This is a genomic window from Deltaproteobacteria bacterium, from assembly GCA_009929795.1.
Taxonomy (GTDB): domain Bacteria; phylum Desulfobacterota; class Desulfovibrionia; order Desulfovibrionales; family Desulfomicrobiaceae; genus RZZR01.
Genome location: RZZR01000022.1, coordinates 1 through 17,090, shown reverse-complemented (window position 1 = coordinate 17,090; position 17,090 = coordinate 1). Strand labels below are relative to the sequence as shown.

Annotated in this window: 11 protein-coding genes; 1 reads left to right on the top strand and 10 read right to left on the bottom strand. The window is 54.9% G+C overall.

Going from position 1 to position 17,090, the window contains the following annotated elements; all coding sequences use genetic code 11:
* Positions 1–92: 92 nt before the first annotated feature.
* The 4 genes from EOM25_04255 to EOM25_04240 form a co-directional block, all read right to left on the bottom strand.
* Complete coding sequence (locus EOM25_04255; protein ID NCC24404.1) at positions 93–1,106, bottom strand: KpsF/GutQ family sugar-phosphate isomerase; 1,014 nt, start codon at positions 1,104–1,106, stop codon at positions 93–95.
* Positions 1,091–2,488 carry an amidophosphoribosyltransferase gene (locus EOM25_04250; GenBank protein NCC24403.1) on the bottom strand — a complete coding sequence of 466 codons (1,398 nt, stop codon included), beginning with the start codon at positions 2,486–2,488 and terminating at the stop codon, positions 1,091–1,093. Before EOM25_04250 ends, EOM25_04255 begins: the two co-directional genes overlap by 16 nt.
* Positions 2,489–2,510: 22 nt before the next feature.
* Positions 2,511–5,741, bottom strand: a complete 3,231-nt coding sequence (locus EOM25_04245; protein ID NCC24402.1) for a carbamoyl-phosphate synthase large subunit — start codon at positions 5,739–5,741, stop codon at positions 2,511–2,513.
* Positions 5,742–5,877: 136 nt separating this feature from the next.
* Positions 5,878–7,242 carry a UDP-glucose/GDP-mannose dehydrogenase family protein gene (locus tag EOM25_04240; protein ID NCC24401.1) on the bottom strand — a complete coding sequence of 455 codons (1,365 nt, stop codon included), beginning with the start codon at positions 7,240–7,242 and terminating at the stop codon, positions 5,878–5,880.
* A gap of 270 nt (positions 7,243–7,512) precedes the next feature.
* Here EOM25_04240 and EOM25_04235 point away from each other — a divergent pair, with 270 nt between their 5' ends.
* Positions 7,513–8,484, top strand: coding sequence for an SDR family oxidoreductase (locus EOM25_04235; GenBank protein NCC24400.1), 972 nt, complete (start codon positions 7,513–7,515; stop codon positions 8,482–8,484).
* Between the two features lie 143 nt (positions 8,485–8,627).
* Here EOM25_04235 and EOM25_04230 read toward each other — a convergent pair whose 3' ends face one another.
* The 6 genes from EOM25_04230 to aprB all read right to left on the bottom strand — a co-directional run bounded on the left by EOM25_04230 (position 8,628) and on the right by aprB (position 16,813).
* On the bottom strand, positions 8,628–9,296 hold the full coding sequence (locus EOM25_04230) for a hypothetical protein (GenBank protein ID NCC24399.1): 669 nt from the start codon (positions 9,294–9,296) through the stop codon (positions 8,628–8,630).
* Between the two features lie 19 nt (positions 9,297–9,315).
* Complete coding sequence (locus tag EOM25_04225; GenBank protein ID NCC24398.1) at positions 9,316–10,539, bottom strand: heterodisulfide reductase subunit E; 1,224 nt, start codon at positions 10,537–10,539, stop codon at positions 9,316–9,318.
* A gap of 12 nt (positions 10,540–10,551) precedes the next feature.
* A complete protein-coding gene (locus EOM25_04220) occupies positions 10,552–12,849 on the bottom strand; it encodes a hydrogenase iron-sulfur subunit (GenBank protein ID NCC24397.1) in 2,298 nt (765 codons plus the stop codon).
* A gap of 3 nt (positions 12,850–12,852) precedes the next feature.
* Complete coding sequence (locus tag EOM25_04215; GenBank protein ID NCC24396.1) at positions 12,853–14,088, bottom strand: CoB--CoM heterodisulfide reductase iron-sulfur subunit A family protein; 1,236 nt, start codon at positions 14,086–14,088, stop codon at positions 12,853–12,855.
* A 174-nt stretch (positions 14,089–14,262) separates the two neighbouring features.
* Positions 14,263–16,254 (bottom strand): adenylyl-sulfate reductase subunit alpha, encoded by a 1,992-nt coding sequence (locus EOM25_04210; protein NCC24395.1) that lies wholly within the window; start codon positions 16,252–16,254, stop codon positions 14,263–14,265.
* Between the two features lie 55 nt (positions 16,255–16,309).
* Positions 16,310–16,813 carry an adenylyl-sulfate reductase subunit beta gene (gene aprB / locus EOM25_04205; GenBank protein NCC24394.1) on the bottom strand — a complete coding sequence of 168 codons (504 nt, stop codon included), beginning with the start codon at positions 16,811–16,813 and terminating at the stop codon, positions 16,310–16,312.
* Positions 16,814–17,090 lie beyond the last annotated feature (277 nt).

Below are 17,090 nucleotides of genomic sequence, written 5' to 3'. Positions count from 1 at the left end.
CAAAACAGCAGGTCTCTCCCAGGGTGGCGCATCTGGCGCATACCCCAGGATCGCTGCCCTCTACTGGATAACCAAGCGGCAGCATAATGGCCTCAGCCGGAAAAACGAAATCTTCCCTTGCCAAGAAGATCATGAATGTGGACGAGGCCCCGGACGTGCCCCTCCTTGTCGACAATGGGCAGAACGGTGATGGTCCGAGATTCCATGACATCCAGGATACGAGCCGAACTCTCCCCCTCCTCCCCAGTCAGGGGATTACGGATCATCACCTCCCCGACCGGTCTCTCGAGTTGAAGACCGCCGGAGCAGACCAGTCTTCGGATGTCACCATCCGTGACGATTCCTTGAAGCCGAACATCCTCGTCCGCCACTAGAACCGCCCCAAGCCCTCCGTGATTCAAAATCGTCAAGGCCTCTTCTAAACTCCGGTCGGGATGGACCACGGGCAACCCATCCTTATGCATGAGGTCCCCTATCCGTCTGGCCAGACGCTGCCCCAAGGCTCCACCCGGGTGGTTGCGCCGAAAATCTCCAACGTCGAAGGCCTTGATGGAAATCATGCTTACAGCCAAGGCATCGCCCAGGGCCAAGGCGGCGGTGGTACTGGCCGTGGGCGCAAGGCCAAACGGACAGGCCTCCCTGGGCACCCGGGCCGTAAGTACCACGTCGCAGAGGGAGGCCATGGTCGAATCCGAGACACCTGTGATGCCGACGACCTGAATTCCCAACGACCGCAGGGTCGGAAGGATGGCGTTCAGTTCGTCGGTCTCTCCGCTGTAGGAAATAGCCAGGCAGACATCTTCGGGCCTGAGCATGCCCATATCTCCATGGGCCCCTTCAACCGGATGAAGAAAATACGCTGCAGTGCCGGTACTGCTCAATGTGGCCGCAATTTTTCTGCCTACGAGTCCGGACTTGCCTATGCCGCAGACCACGACCCGGCCCCTGCACCCGGCCATGATCTCCAGTGCGCGAGCAAACGAGTCGTCCAGGGCGTCCCTAACGGCACGCAAGCCCTCGACCTCGATGTCCAACACCCTCCTGCCGTTTTCAATCCATTCCTCGGGGCTTAGGGTAAAATCACCCTCAGCTAGTCTTCGAGACACATCTTCCCCTTGTGCCCTTCTGTCGGAACCGGATAGTCAGCATTGAAGCAGGCAAGGCAAAAGGATTGCTTCTCTTGTTCGTCCCGACCGACAGCCGCGAGAAGTCCGGGAATGCTGAGATAGTGCAGGGAATCGAGTCCGATATATCTGGCGATGTCGGCCACGCTGTGATTGGCCGCGATCAGTTCACCCTTGGAGGAAAAATCGATTCCGTAGAAACATGGATGGCGGATGGGAGGGCAACACACCCGCATATGCAGCTCCCTCGCCCCCAGCTCCCGCAATTTCTTGATTCTGGTCTTGATGGTCGTGCCGCGGACAATGGAATCCTCGATGATCAGCACTCGTTTCCCCCTGATCATGCTCTTGACCGGATTGAGTTTAACCCTGACTCCAAAGTCCCTCATGTCTTGTGAAGGCTGGATAAAGGTCCTCCCGACATAGTGGTTCCGGATCATGCTCATCTCAAAGGGAAGACCCGACTCCTGGGCATAGCCGACGGCCGCGTAGACTCCGGAATCGGGAAAGGGCATGACATAGTCGACGTCGACCGGATTTTCCCTGGCCAAGGTCGCACCCATGCGCTTGCGGGCCATGTAGACTTCCTGGTCGAAGACCAGGGAATCCGGCCGAGCAAAATAGATTAGCTCGAACACACAGGCGCTGGACCTTGCCGGCTCAGCATACTGGTAGCTGGTCATCCGCCCATCATGCAAAACTAGCATCTCCCCGGGCCGAAGACAGCGCAGATATTCGGCCTCCAAAAGATCGAAGGCACATGTCTCTGATGCCAAGACATACGAATCTTTCAGCCGCCCCAGCGTCAAGGGCCTGAACCCCCATGGGTCGCGCAAGGCGATGAGCTTGTCATCGGCCAGCAGAACCAGACTGAAGGCTCCCTTGATCTGCCTGCAGGCCTCCATGACGGCCTCCTCCAAAGACTTGCCGTTCATGGCCTTGGCGATCAAGTGCATGATCACCTCGCTGTCCATGGTGGTCTGGAAAATCGTTCCGGTCTTTTCCAGCTCGTGCCTCAGCTCCAAAGCGTTGACGAGATTGCCGTTGTGGCCAATGGCCATGTGTATATTTCTAAATCTGACAAGGAACGGCTGGGCATTCCGGATCAAGGATGCCCCGGTGGTGGAGTAGCGGACATGGCCGATGGCCGTGCTTCCCTTGAGTTGATGCCCAAGGTGATTCTCCTTGAACACGTCCGCCACCAATCCCATCCCCCGCTGCTCCCGGAGCTTAGCCCCGTCCCAGGTGACGATCCCGGCACTCTCCTGTCCCCGGTGCTGCAGGGCGTAGAGTCCGAAATAGGTCATCCGGGCCGCTTCCGGATGTCCGCAAATGGCGAACAGACCACAATACTCCCTGATCATTTCCAATCCTCCCGGCATGCCTTCACTGATAGTATTCCTGCAGGCATCGAACCTCGACGACCCGATCTTTTTTGCGTTTCAAGGCCCAGGCCATGGCCCTGGCCGCTGCTATGGTCGTCGTGTACGGAAGCCCGTACACGACGGCGGCCTGACGCAGGGACGAAGAGTCACGTATGGTTCGCTTCCCGGAAGAGGTGTTAATGACTAGGTCAATGTCCTTGTTCTTGATGTGGTCGATAACGTTTGGACGGCCCTCGTAAACCTTGTTGACCATGGTAGACGGCACTCCGTGTCGGCTCAGATATTCGGCGGTTCCTCTCGTGGCCATAATCTTCAGACCGCACTCCACAAACATTTTGGCCGGGTCCACGGCCAGGGGTTTGTCCCTGTCGTTGACGGACAAGAAAACCGTACCGCTTTCAGGCAGACGCTGACCCCCAGCCAACTGGCTCTTCAGAAAAGCCAATCCATAGGAGACGTCCAGGCCCATAACCTCCCCCGTCGACCGCATCTCGGGGCCGAGGATAGTGTCCGTGCCCGGAAAACGATTGAACGGCAATACGGCCTCCTTGACCGCGTAGTATCCCCCCTTGCGCATGGACCATGGATCGAGATCCTTGATCTTTGCCCCCATGATCACCCTAGTGGCCAGCTTGGCTAAAGGAACGCCTGTGGCCTTGCTGACGAAAGGGACGGTCCTCGAAGCTCTGGGGTTAACCTCCAAAACGTACACCAGTCCGTCCCTGACCGCGAACTGAACATTCATCAGCCCGATCACGTTCAGTTCCCTGGCCAGGGCCACGGTCTGCTCGCCAATGGTCTCGACAATGGCCGCTGGTAGTCCATGCGGAGGCAAGACACATGCTGAATCCCCGGAATGGATGCCAGCCTCTTCGATATGCTCCATGATCCCGGCAACGTATACCTCTTCACCGTCCGAAAGAGCGTCCACATCCACCTCTGTGGCGTTTTCCAAAAACTTATCGACAAGGATCGGGTGCTCCGGAGAGACGATGACTGCCTCCTGAAAATAAGCCCTGAGATCGTCGTCGTCGTAGACGATTTCCATGGCCCTGCCGCCAAGCACGTAGGAGGGTCTGACCACCACAGGATAGGTGATCCGTTCAGCGATCTCCAAGGCCTGGTCCACGGAATGGGCTATACCGCAATCCGGTTGAAGGATGCCCAGCTTGCGGATCAAGGCCTGGAAACGATCGCGGTCCTCGGCCCGGTCGATACTGTCCGGGGAAGTCCCAAGGATGTTGACCCCCTCCCGAAGCAGGGGCACGGCCAAGTTGAGAGGGGTCTGTCCCCCGAATTGAACGATGACTCCGTCGGGCTTCTCTTCTTCCAAAATGGATAGAACGTCCTCCAGGGTCAGTGGCTCGAAGTACAGCCTGTCCGAAGTATCGTAGTCTGTACTCACCGTCTCCGGGTTAGAATTGACCATAATGGATTCGATGCCCATTTCCCGCAATGCGTACGACGCATGGACACAGCAATAGTCGAATTCGATACCTTGCCCGATCCTGTTAGGCCCCCCTCCCAAAATGACGACCTTTTTCTTCTCGTTGGGACGGCTTTCGTTTTCCTGGTCGTAGGTCGAGTAAAAATATGGCGTGTACGCCTCGAATTCAGCCGCGCAGGTGTCCACGAGCTTGTAGACTGGCCTGATGCCAAGCTGTTTACGCAAGGCCCTGATATCTCCCTCCTTTCGTCGCCAGACGGTGCCCAGCTGTCGGTCTGAGAACCCGCACTCCTTGGCCCTTCTCAACAAACCGACGAAGCGTGGGTCGTCGGTGGACAGAGTCTCAGTCAGACCGAAGGCCTTCAGTTCGTTCTCTGTTCGGATGATGTCTTGAATCTGCCTGACGAACCAGGGGTCAATGGCCGTGGCCTCAAAAATCTGCTCGACACTGGCGCCAGCAATCAAAGCCTGGCGAATCTGATAGAGCCGATTCGAGTGGGGGGTGCGCATTGCGGCCAGCAGATCGTCGATCGATTTGGTGATCGGTCCAAAGTGCTTTCCCATACCCGGCATACCTGTTTCCAGCGACCGGACCCCCTTTTGAAGGGCTTCCTTAAAAGTCCGACCAATGGCCATGGTCTCGCCGACGCTCTTCATGGACGTCGTCAGCACGTCCTTGGAACCCGGAAATTTCTCGAAGGTGAACCTGGGAATCTTGACCACGCAGTAGTCGATTGCCGGCTCGAAGGATGCCATGGTCTCCCGGGTAATATCATTGGACAGTTCGTCCAATGTGTATCCAACTGCGAGTTTGGCCGCGATCTTGGCTATGGGAAATCCCGTGGCCTTGGAGGCCAAGGCCGAGGATCGGGAGACCCTGGGATTCATCTCAATGACCATGACCTCCCCATCCGCCGGGTTGACGGCGAACTGGACGTTGGAGCCACCCGTCTCGACCCCGATTTCCCGCATGATGGCCAAGGATGCATCTCTGAGATTCTGGTACTCTTGGTCCGTCAGGGTTTGAGCAGGGGCCACCGTGATGGAATCACCGGTGTGAACTCCCATGGGGTCCAGGTTTTCGATGGAACAAATGATGACACAGTTGTCATTTTTGTCCCGCATGACCTCGAGCTCGAACTCTTTCCAGCCGAGCAGGGACTCTTCGAGCATGACCTCATGAGTCAGGCTGGCGGCCAGGCCGTTAGCCGCGATCTGGTCCAGATCCTCCCTGTTGTAGGCTACTCCACCCCCTGTGCCTCCCAGGGTGAAGGCTGGGCGGACAATGATGGGGAAATCGAGGCGCCCAGCCCATTTTTCTACATCACGAGAGTTCCTGGCGATACCGCTGCGGGGCACCTTCAGCCCTATATTGTTCATGGCCTGACGGAACAGCTCCCTACTCTCAGCCTTGCGGATCACGTCCAGAGACGCTCCGATGAGTTCAACGCCGTAGCGATCAAGAATACCAGCCTCCGCCACGGCCACGGCGGTGTTGAGTCCGGTTTGCCCACCCAGGGTCGGAAGGAGGGCGTCCGGTCTTTCCCGGGCCAGAATCTTGCTCACGGTTTCCGGCTCAATGGGCTCGACGTAGGTCCGGTCAGCCAATTCAGGGTCAGTCATGATCGTGGCGGGATTCGAATTGACCAGGACGACCTGGTATCCTTCCTCCTTGAGCGCCTTGACGGCCTGGGTCCCGGAATAATCGAACTCGCAAGCTTGACCGATGACTATGGGGCCGGATCCGATGAGCATTATCTTCTTGAGATCGGTGCGTTTTGGCATGGATATCGTGGGGGTTGGAGTGATTCGTTACAACGTCGTGGACAGCCCGCTCTGTATGTCATTCCGTCCTGCCCATCAAGCCGGATTTCATGCCCTCGGGTGATCGATCCCCGCTCTGGATTCGTCAACCGGTCCGCTACGCTCCGATACGGAATGCTCCGCGAGAAATCTGGCCTCGACCAAGAGGGAAATATCCGAATCCCTCCTGGCGAAGCCGAGAAGGTTCGTAGAGGTTCCGGCCGTCCACAATCAGTGGATGGCGCAAGGCCTCCTTGATTCGTCCGAAGTCGGGCGTCCGGTACATTGCCCAATCTGTGACGACCACCAATGCGTCCGCCCCCGGCAAGATGTCGTACTGGTGGACACCGAACTCGACTCGATCTCCGAACAGGGTCCGGGCCTGCTTCATGGCCTCCGGGTCATGGACGCGGACCTTGGCCCCGGCCGACAGCAATTGCTCAATGATGGTAATGGACGGCGCCTCCCTCATATCATCGGTCCGAGGCTTGAAGGCCAACCCCCAACAGGCCACTGTTCTCCCCTCCAAAGGCCGCATATCGTTGTCCGATCGCAAAAGTTCGATCACTTTTTTCGCCAAAATCGACTTCTGATCTTCGTTGACCTCCTCCACAGCCTTCAGAAGACGGAAGTCGTAGCCGCAGTTCTCGGCTGTTCTGATCAACGCCTTGACATCCTTTGGGAAACACGACCCCCCATATCCGGGACCTGGGAAGAGGAAATCGTACCCAATGCGCGTATCAGAGCCGATGCCTTCGCGGACGGCTGATACGTCGGCCCCCATCCGCTCACACAAGCAGGCCATCTGGTTCATGAATGTGATCCTCGTGGCCAGCATGGCGTTTGCTGCATACTTGGTCATCTCAGCGCTTCTGATGTCCATGACGATCATTCGGTTGTTCTTACGCATAAACGGGCCATAGAGTTCCTTCATCAGTTCCGCCGTCCGGACATTGTCCGTCCCGATGACCACCCTGTCCGGCTTCATGAAATCTTCGATGGCTGCGCCCTCCTTCAGAAACTCGGGATTGGAGACCACGTCGAACTCGCAGTCAAAACCTCGAAGTTGGAGTTCTTGGCTGATAGCAGCCCGAACCTTCTCCGCAGTACCCACCGGAACCGTAGACTTGTCGACAATAATCTTGAACCCTTTCATGTATCGTCCGATGGTCTTTGCGACATCCAAGACATACTGAAGATCCGCGGAACCGTCCTCGCCTGGAGGTGTACCCACCGCAATGAATTGAATTAAAGACTCCTCAACGGCCCGTTTGATATCGGTCGTGAATGAAAGATGCCCCTCTTCCTGATGCCGGACGATCATTTCCTGTAACCCGGGCTCGTAGATGGGCACGATTCCCTTCGTCAGCCCTTCGATCTTCCGCTCATCAACATCCACATTAATCACGGTGTTCCCGCTTTCCGCAAAACATGCCGCTGCCACCAGACCGACGTATCCGGCACCGAATATGGAAATTTTCATCCCAATATCTCTCCTTCTTATTTTATTCCTTTAGTCAAATACGGATCAATTCCGTCAAGTTATATCATTTTTGCGCACTTTTGCATCTCCGCAATTTCGAGAGGAATGGTCTCAAACAATTCGGACTCCACCGCAACGGTTTCACATCTCCTTGCCGCCTGTCACCTGTCGAGCTATAAAAAATTATCCTACGTGAAACTTGGATATGCCCACCTTATCGGGCAGATTGTCGACGTCAAAAGATTTACCAACCTACAACGGAGATTGACCATGCATATTCAAAAACGCGTTCTGGTCACCGGTGGGGCAGGCTTTCTCGGATCCTGGCTCTGCGAACGGCTCTTGGACCAGAATTGTCTGGTCCTGTGCCTTGACAACTGCTTCACAGGAACCAGGATGCATATCGATCACCTTTTTCAAAACAAGAACTTCGAGTTCATTCGACATGACGTGACATTTCCGCTCTATGTGGAGGTGGACGAAATCTACAACTTGGCCTGCCCTGCATCACCCATCCACTACCAGCAGGACCCGGTGCAAACCACCAAGACCTCTGTCCATGGGGCAATCAATATGCTCGGGCTCGCCAAACGAACTCGGGCCAAAATTTTTCAGGCTTCCACGTCCGAGGTTTACGGTAACCCTTCCGTCCATCCTCAGGCAGAAAACTACTGGGGCAACGTCAATCCCATCGGACCACGATCCTGTTACGACGAGGGAAAACGCTGTGCCGAAACGCTTTTTTTCGATTACCACAGGCAACACCGGCTGCGCATCAAAGTGGCCCGAATATTCAACACCTATGGGCCGCGAATGCACCCCAACGACGGCCGGGTCGTCTCCAATTTCATCGTCCAAGCCATACACGGAGAACCGCTCACCATTTACGGAGACGGATCCCAGACTCGCTCTTTCTGTTACGTGACCGACCTCATTGATTCATTTCTCCGACTGATGAACTCGGCCGACGACTTCACCGGGCCAGTAAACCTCGGCAACCCCCGGGAATTTTCAATCAGGGAGCTTGCGGAACTAGTTCTGTCCCTGACGGGCTCGAAATCAAAGATCGTCACCAAGCCTCTGCCAACTGACGATCCTGTAAGGCGACGCCCGGACATCACACTAGCCAAGACCAAACTCGGTTGGGAGCCTCGGGTCACCCTTGAGGAAGGCCTCTCGGAGACCATCGCATATTTCCAAGAGCTCATTGCCCGGCACGGCCAATCCTGCACTGGAATGTAATGCTCGACGATATTTGGTGTCGGAAAAGCCTTTTGAATGCCTTGACTGCCAACCATCCTTGAATCCGTCAAGAAACAAGAATCCCGGGCAGACCTATTGGTCGCCCGGGATCTCCTGTCGTCATTTCCCCAATCCGGGGAGCTCTACCAGTCTTCTGATGCAAACGGATCGTTGGCTCCGCCACTGAATCCAAAATCCGATCCAGCCCCGGCATCGGCCGGCCCGGCGCTGCCACCGGCTGCGGCCGGAGCGGCCGCTCCAGCGACGCCAGCAACAACAACACCGGTTTTCTTGACTTCATCCACTTCCTTAAGGAGTTCCTCAAGCTTCTTAGTGTATTCTTCAATCCTCTTTTCAGAGGTGATGAAAAGCTTTTCGGCCTCATTTTTCTTTTCGGTCTCGAATTCCTTGATCTTCTTCTGAAGGCCTTCGATAGTCTTATCCTTGTCGACAAGGGCTCCTTCCAGTGAAGTAACCTTGGCCTCCATGTCCTTCAATGTCTTTCGATACCCGCTCAATTTCTGAAAAATCTCACCGGCTTCGGCCTGGGCCAAGGTCGGAAGCGGAGCGACGGAGACGTTCTGCCCAAGACCTGACACTTGGGTGGTATTCATCTGGGTCAGATCCGGATGCTGCTCGTAGATCCATGCCTTGGTCAAGGCTGAAGCAAAAGGAGCAAACTCCTCATCAACCTCTTGCTGGGTCATGTAGTTCAGCATCTCCAACGTCGATTCGCTGTAGGCACTCTTCCCCTCACCCTTGAGGCACGACACGAACGTATTTATCGGGAAAATCTTGCGAGCTTCAGCCATGACACATCCTCCTTTGAGCTTAGACGACAAAGACTTTGTCAGCTTGAATTATGTTCTGATCAATGGGCAGACGTCCTACGTATCGAGCATAGACGAGAGCCACGGTCCTGTACACGAGATGCCCCAGCTTCGACCACGGCAAATAGGCGATCATCATGAACACCGACACCAAGTGCACGTAGTAGATCAGGTAGGCCAAGGGGGCAATGTTTGACAGTCGAAAAACCTCCGCCAAGATGCCAGTCACGGCGATCACCCAAATTACGCCAAGCAGATACCAGTCATAGTATGATGAATTGGTCTTGGCCGGGTTCAGATTCAGTCTGCGCCTGGTCAAATAGGTCAATCCGATGAGCAACAACACAGCCCCTACGTTAGCCAAGATCTTGACCGGGCTCCACAAGGGCATTGGGGTATGGCCGACCGGGGTGAGAAACGGGATGAGCTTCCCGCCCCAATGGGCCATGGCGACAATACTGGTCACGATAAAACAGGCAACAAAGCCGTAGAAGAGAGCCAAATGTCCCGTGAACTTTTCCTTGTCATCGGCTGATTGTCCACAATCTTTCCATTTGGCGTGGGTCAGGATCTCGTCCTTAATCGTGGCCACTATTGCGTCCTTCAGGGATGGACGCTTGTACCCGACCACAAAGGTTTTCTTGACTGATTGATTAAATCCATCGATCAGATTCTTGACTCCGACTCCGAAGGTGATGGCCACAAAAACAGCTGTCAAACCAAACACTGGATCAATGGTAAAATCGCCGGGAAAAAGCGCTCCATATACGACCTTTCCGTCAACAGTGGGAAAGAATGTACCCAACTGCGTAGCCCTGATCAGCCAGATGATGCCGAAGATCACAGCCGGTATCCCGATCAAAATCGGCAGGAAGACAACCGAGCTAAGCCACTTCCCGATACACGATGGCTGGACGAGGCTCCGATAAGCCATGTTCCGAAGAGCTGCCAGCATATCCCCCGGCTTGGCTCCTCTGGGGCAGAGATCCGAACAGGTGCCGCAGTTGTGACACAGCCAAATGTCTATATCGTTAACCAACCGGTCTTTCAAACCCCACTGTCCCCAGATCATTTCTTTGCGGGGGTAGGGATCGTCCGCAGGCGACAAAGGGCAGACCACGCTGCATGTCGCACACTGATAGCACTTCTTGAGATCTTCCCCGCCAACGCGTTGTAATTCCTTGATGAAATCAAGGTCCGGGGCAACCTGAAACGCTTTGGACATGTGTATTCCCTCCTAGTATCCCTTGAACGGATTTGGTCCCAGCTTCGTGATTCTGTCGACGAACTCGTCAATCATCTCTGGGAGTTGATCGTATTCATCGATAGCAATCTGCATCTGCTGGACCCGTTCGGTCTCGATGCCCAGCTTCCCGAGCGTTTCTCCGATATTGTCCATTCTGCGATTGCAGAGTTCGGAACCCTTGACGAAATGGCATTGATAGTCGTCGCCGTACTTGCATCCAAGGAGCAGACAACCGTCATTGCCTTTTGACATGGCGTCGGCGATCCAGATGGCGTTGACCGAACCCAGACACCGAACCGGAATGATCCGGACATATGGACTCCAGCGCCTTCCACGCAAGGCGGCCATGTCCAAGGCCGGATACGCATCGTTTTCACACGCAAGAATGAGGAATCGAGGACCACCCTTGTCGATTTCGTCCGGCACCTCGATCTGTTTGACCATGCTGCCGATCTGATCGATGTTATAGTCGTCGAAGGAAATGACCCGCTCGGGACATGCCCCCATGCAGGTCCCACAACGGCGGCACCGACCGATGTTAGGCATTGGATTTCCCTTCTCATCTTCATCGAGTGCGCCAAAAGGACATTCCTCCGTACACCGTTTGCACTGGGTACAGCGGACGAAGTTGAACTTTGGAAAGCTGAAATCACCGGAACGGGGATGGACTGCCATGCCGCGGTTGACGGACTCTAGACACTGGACGGCCTTGAGGGCCGCGCCGGAGGCGTCAGTAGCCGCCGTAGACAGAGTCATGGGTTGCCGTACGGTCCCAGCCATGTACACGCCCGTTCTTCTTGTTTCATAGGGAAAGCAGATATAGTTGGAGTCAGCAAATCCAGCGAAGAGCTCCAAGTCAGGGAAACTCTGTCCCTGCCGGTATTTGAACTTCATGATCGGCTCAAGAGCCGAAGTGGGGACCATCGCGGTGGGCACCACCACGAGATCGCTCTTCAAATCAATCTCAGGCCCAAGAAGTGTATCCGCAAAACGAACAGCCATGTCATCGTCGCCGTCGTCGCGAATGGACTCGAAGCGTCCCTTGCTGAGGAGAATTCCCGGATCGTTCTGAGCCGCCTTATAGTACAGCTCGTTTATGCCCGGAACCATCATGTGCTCATACATGATGTAGGCCAGAGAATTTGGCAGAAACTCGCGGACATAGCCGGCCTGCTTCAAGGCAGTCAGGGTTGCAATTTCTGAAGAAAATGGAAGGTGTTTATAGGTCTTGACCGGTTCAAATTTCCTCTTGTCGTCCTCTTCGCCCTCCACTTTCTTATCTTCAGACTGGGCTGCAGCCTCCTTGGCCTTCGCTTCCGCAACCGCAAATGCTTCGAGCTTCTCGCCGAAACTGAGCAGGAAGAGAACACTTCCGGGAGCCTTGCCATCGCTGGGCCGAACGATCTGCCCTGCTTTGGCCATCTCCTCAAACTGTTGGGAGGTAATCACATTCTTAAATTTTCCGTACCCAAACGGAGCGAGATACTTTGTATCCTGCGCCTTCCATCCAGTTGCTCCGATGACCGCACCAACCTCTAGCTCTTGGGTACCCTCTGGAGTCTTGATCGTCGCCGTGAATTTTCCAGGCATTCCGGAAAGCGACTCCAAAGAAGACTTCGTCAAAACCGTGATCATCTCGTTGGACTTGACCAATTCTATCTTATCCTGAATTCCGACCGAACCGGAAGTTGTATACGGAAAAGACAACGGAATGGTCTTATACATTTTTGCAGCGTATCCGCCAAGCACAGCTTCCTTTTCGACAAGGGTCACAGGATACCCGGCCTTGGCAACGTCCACGGCCGCATTGAGGCCTGTCCAACCGCCACCGAGAACAAGAACTTTTTTACTGACCTCAATGTCCTCCGGGACAGGTACATTGGCCTTTTGAATCTGGACTACGCCCATGTTGACGTAATCTTTGGCCATCTTGAAAAGTAGCTCGGGCGTGACCTCATCTTTTGATGGGTGTTCGCCGTTTGGACCCTGATAGGCCCAAACGCATTGTTCCCTGAGATTTACCCGTCCGACAAGGACTTGTGCCCCGAATTGAAAGAAATCCCAGTCGAGTCGAGGTGAGGTTCCGCAGATGCAGACAGAGTCGATGGTGCCGGCGTCGATGTCGGCCTGAATCATGGCCTTTCCGTCCTGGCTTGCTAAACGCGCATGACTTTTCACAACCGGACAGAGATCGCCCCACTTCTTCTTCACTTCCTCCGACAACTGTGCCGCGTCGAGGCATCCCTCCAAGGCGGACTCGTCAAAGTACACACCGATTTTCTCGGCCATTTGCTACCTCCCTCTCACCGTTTGAATCGCTTTCATTGCCGCAGCGGTGCCGGATTGAGCCGACTTCATCACGTCAAGAGGTTGCTTCGCGCATCCGGCGGCAAAGATTCCCTGCTCGTCGCCACCGACCACGAAGCCCTCGGCATCGAGCTCGATATCCATGGGCAAAGTCTCACCCGCCAAGCTTGGTTGCATCCCCGTCGCCAAGACCACCATGTCGAACCGTTCGACCGATTTAGATCCGCTGATCGCATCCTCGACGGTGATCCAAACGTCACTCCCGACTTCCTCGACCTTGGCCACTTTCCCCTTGACAGCTCGAACTCCAGGATCAGACAGAATCTTTTTGGCGAAGTCATCGTAACGCCCTGGTGTTCTAAGGTCGATATAGTAAATATAAGCCATGGAGTCTGGATACTGCTCCCGAAGGTATGATGCCTGCTTCAGGGAAGCCATACAGCAGATATACGAGCAGAAATGCAGGTGATTCTCATCTCTTGATCCGGCGCATTGAACAAAGGCAACCTTCTTGGGAGCAGTTTTGTCCGAAGGCCGCAGAATTCGGCCGCTGGTCGGCCCGTTGGCAGAGGCCAATCGCTCCATCTGCATATTTGAGATGCAGTTCTTGACCTGCCCAGCCCCGAGATTGGTTAACTTGGTCACATCGTATGGCTTCCAGCCCGTGGCTATAATAATGCTTCCCACGTTGAAAGTAACCGTCTTTTCTTTTTCATCGAGATCGATGGTCGAATCCTGTTTCAAAACAGTGTGATCGCTCTCTCCAAGTTGAGTGGAATCGAGCGCGTATCTGGCCGGAAAAGCGAAAGGCACATCCATGAACAAAGGTTTCCGGCTGGCGAGGCCAAATTCGAACTCGTTGCTGGCACACCCGGTCAGCTTGGACTCAAGTTCTGAGTAGTCAACACTGTTTGGGGCCGTGTGACGTGGTTTAATCTTGACCTGAACTTCGTAGTCTCCCTTTTGTCCTTTAACGGAAGTCACCTCAGCTTGGGTCAAAAACTTGAGGTTTGGATTCTTTTTGATGCGCTGAAATTGGATCTCCAATCCGCAGGAAGGAGGGCAAAGCTTGGGGAAGTATTTGTTCAGTTGAGCGACTCGACCCCCGAGAAACGGTCTCTTCTCGACGAGGATTACCTCATGGCCGAGTTCAGCGGCCTCAAGCGCGGCTGTGATCCCGCTGAAGCCGCCGCCTATGACCAGGATGCTGCTGTTTGACATTGATTCTCCTCCTGGGACGTTGTTCAATCACAGCGTTGGCTGATTATACATAAAATGGCCCAAGCCCATACTTCAACTCTCTGTCAGAGCGTGGGCTCAGACCACCATATGCATGGAAAAATCATATTGAAAGAACGGCTGCGGGTTTCCCCGCAGCCGTTCGATCGTGGTGGTTTAATCAGGAATGATCTTGTAGTAGGGACGCTTGAAAATGCTCAGCTCGCCCTTCTCGGGATCATACTTGGAATTAACGAAGCAATGCCATTTGTCGTCGTCCAGCCCCATGTGATCGGCCCGATAGTAGAAGCCCGGGTACCGAGTTTCCTCACGGAAGTCGATGTGCTGCATGTGCAGGCGCACGGTCCACAGACGGTGGTAGTTCTCCCAACAGCGAAGCAGTTCGTGCAGATCACGAGCGGCCAGCTTCTTGGAATCTTCCTCGAGCATTGCCATCAGCTTGAAACCAGTGGCCAGCAATGCCTTTGAAGTGGTGTAATACGTCCCACAACCAGCGCCGTACTCATCGGTGCACTTGATCAAGCGCATCATGAAGTTCTTGGGCGAAATGTAGTTGGGGTTCACGACGGGGTCGGTTGATGCGGCCTTGCCAGCCTCATAGTTGTACCAAGGCTGATAGATTTCCTTTTTCAGGGTTTCGGCATCAACTTTCAGCGTCGGCTTGAAGTCCTTGTGATCGACGACCCAGCGAACCAGCTGCTTGCCGGCAATACGACCCTCGGCATGTGCGCCAGAGGAGAACTTGTGGCCGGAAGCGCCAACGCCGTCAGCGCAGGTAAACAGGCCATTGACGGTCGTCATGCGGTTGTAGATCTTGCCGTTGTCAGCCTTAACCTTGTACTCGTCCGGTATCCAGCTCTCGTCCGGACCGGAAACCCAGATTCCGCAACAACCGGAGTGGGAACCAAGCAAATATGGCTCGGTGGGCATGATCTCTGAGCCTGATTCCTCGGGCTTGATGTTCATAGCCGCCCACAGGTTGGCCTGGCCTACGCACATGTCAAGGAAGTCTTCCCAGGCTTCGCTCTCAAGGTGCTTCTGCTCGTTCTTGTTCAAAGTGGCAAACGTGGTCTGCAGAGCAGTGGCGGTGTCCATGTAGATCGGGCCACGGCCTTCACGCATCTCACGAAGCATCATGTGGTTCCGCAGGCAGGTGGGGATGACATGACCCTTGGCATAGCCGCGCTTCTCGTAAGGAGCGAGCATGGCCCGGTTGGTCTCGCAATAGTCTTCGCCCTTGTAGTTCGTGGCTTTGGCCTTGAACAGCAGGAACCAAGCACCGACCGGTCCGTAGCCATCCTTGAAGCGGGCAGGTACGAAACGGTTTTCCATCATGGTCATTTCGGCACCGACCTGGGCACACATGGTGTATGTGGAGCCGGCATTCCAAACTGGATACCAGGCGCGGCCCATGCCCTCGCCGACGGACCGGGGTTTGTACACGTTGACGGCCCCGCCGCAGGCAACCAGCATTGCGTTGGCCTTGAAGATATGCACTTCGTTGTCGCGGGCCGAGAAGCCGACTGCACCGGCGATCCGGTTGGGCTGCTTGGCATCCAGGAGCAGCTTCACGATGAAGATGCGCTCCATGTAGCGGTCTTCGCCCAAGGCATTCTTGGCGGCTTCGGCCACAATGCACTTATAGGACTCACCGTTGATCATGATCTGCCAGCGGCCGGAACGAACGGGCTCGGCACCTTTGCGGACAGCCAACCCTTCCTTCTTGGCTTGTCCGCCATCAAGGTTCTTTCCATCCTTCTTGACCCATAAAGGCAGACCCCACTCCTCGAACAGATGAACGGAATCATCCACGTGGCGGCCGAGGTCGAAGATCAGGTCTTCGCGAACGATACCCATCAAGTCGGTGCGGACCATGCGGACGTAATCGTCGGCATCGTTCTTACCAAGATAAGTGTTGATGGCCGAAAGGCCCTGGGCAACGGCGCCGGACCGTTCCAAAGCGGCCTTGTCGACCAGCATCAGCTTGATATTCTTGTCAACCTTATCAATCCAGCGAGCGGCCTCAAAGGCAGCGCCGCAGTTACCCATGCCGCCGCCAACGAGCAGAATGTCGACATCGTGCTCAACAATCTTAGGCTCGGCCAAGGCAAGTCCTTTAGGAATATCTTTTACAGGAATCTGAGGCATATGGTTTCCTCCTTAAAAATTATCGGCTTGATTAGTTCGAACACCAGGAAGAATCCTAGCGGTTCCCACCTTCGCAACCACCGTCAAACCAGCACTGGGTGGCAGCGGCGTCGGCGATTTCGGATTTCTTGTTCAAGACTTCCTTGGGGGCAACCAAGGTCGTCTCGGTGAACAGAAGTTCGGAGTCCAGATCACCGGGCTCGGGCTTTCCGTCAAAAGGCTTGATGGAGCCTTCCGGGGTCGTCCGGATGGGGAACTTGAAGCGTTTGACCTCTCCATTGCGGAACTGGACTGTCCACATGATGTCCTCAGCACTCCGCAGGGGGATACTAGTTCCGCCCATGGGGGCGAAGTCGGCGTACGGGCGGGCAGTGATCGCGCCCTGGGGGCAGATCTTGACGCAGGAGTAACACTCCCAGCATGCTTCCGGCTCCTGATTGTAGGCCTTCATCTCTTCGGGATCGAGGATCATCAGGTCATTGGGGCAGATGTACATGCAAGCGGTCTTTTCCCCACCCTTGCAACCATCGCATTTTTCAGGATTAACAAAGGTCGGCATAGTTTCCTCCTCTAAAGGGTTAAATTAAAACGTACTAATATCGAACAAAACTGAAGGAGATGGCATCGCAGCGTGGACCATGGACCAAAACGAATTGAAACATTACCACCTCAAACTCGGAGTTTATGCTACCAATGGATCTCCGTGGTGTCAAGGCAGTCTTCGGTCAGGGCCAAGCCCTCACTGAAAATTTTGGCGGTCTGAGTTTCGTTTGGATTGTCGGGATCATGACCGCCATCCGGGATTCATGCCATCTACGTCAGCTGGCGTTAGTTCC

Bases quoted from the DNA above. Each gene is read 5' to 3' on its own strand.
- EOM25_04250 (NCC24403.1), bottom strand. From the start codon at position 2,488: ATGATCAGGGAGTATTGTGGTCTGTTCGCCATTTGCGGACATCCGGAA.
- EOM25_04245 (NCC24402.1), bottom strand. From the start codon at position 5,741: ATGCCAAAACGCACCGATCTCAAGAAGATAATGCTCATCGGATCCGGC.
- EOM25_04240 (NCC24401.1), bottom strand. From the start codon at position 7,242: ATGAAAATTTCCATATTCGGTGCCGGATACGTCGGTCTGGTGGCAGCG.
- EOM25_04235 (NCC24400.1), top strand. From the start codon at position 7,513: ATGCATATTCAAAAACGCGTTCTGGTCACCGGTGGGGCAGGCTTTCTC.
- EOM25_04230 (NCC24399.1), bottom strand. From the start codon at position 9,296: ATGGCTGAAGCTCGCAAGATTTTCCCGATAAATACGTTCGTGTCGTGC.
- EOM25_04225 (NCC24398.1), bottom strand. From the start codon at position 10,539: ATGTCCAAAGCGTTTCAGGTTGCCCCGGACCTTGATTTCATCAAGGAA.
- EOM25_04220 (NCC24397.1), bottom strand. From the start codon at position 12,849: ATGGCCGAGAAAATCGGTGTGTACTTTGACGAGTCCGCCTTGGAGGGA.
- EOM25_04215 (NCC24396.1), bottom strand. From the start codon at position 14,088: ATGTCAAACAGCAGCATCCTGGTCATAGGCGGCGGCTTCAGCGGGATC.
- EOM25_04210 (NCC24395.1), bottom strand. From the start codon at position 16,254: ATGCCTCAGATTCCTGTAAAAGATATTCCTAAAGGACTTGCCTTGGCC.
- aprB (NCC24394.1), bottom strand. From the start codon at position 16,813: ATGCCGACCTTTGTTAATCCTGAAAAATGCGATGGTTGCAAGGGTGGG.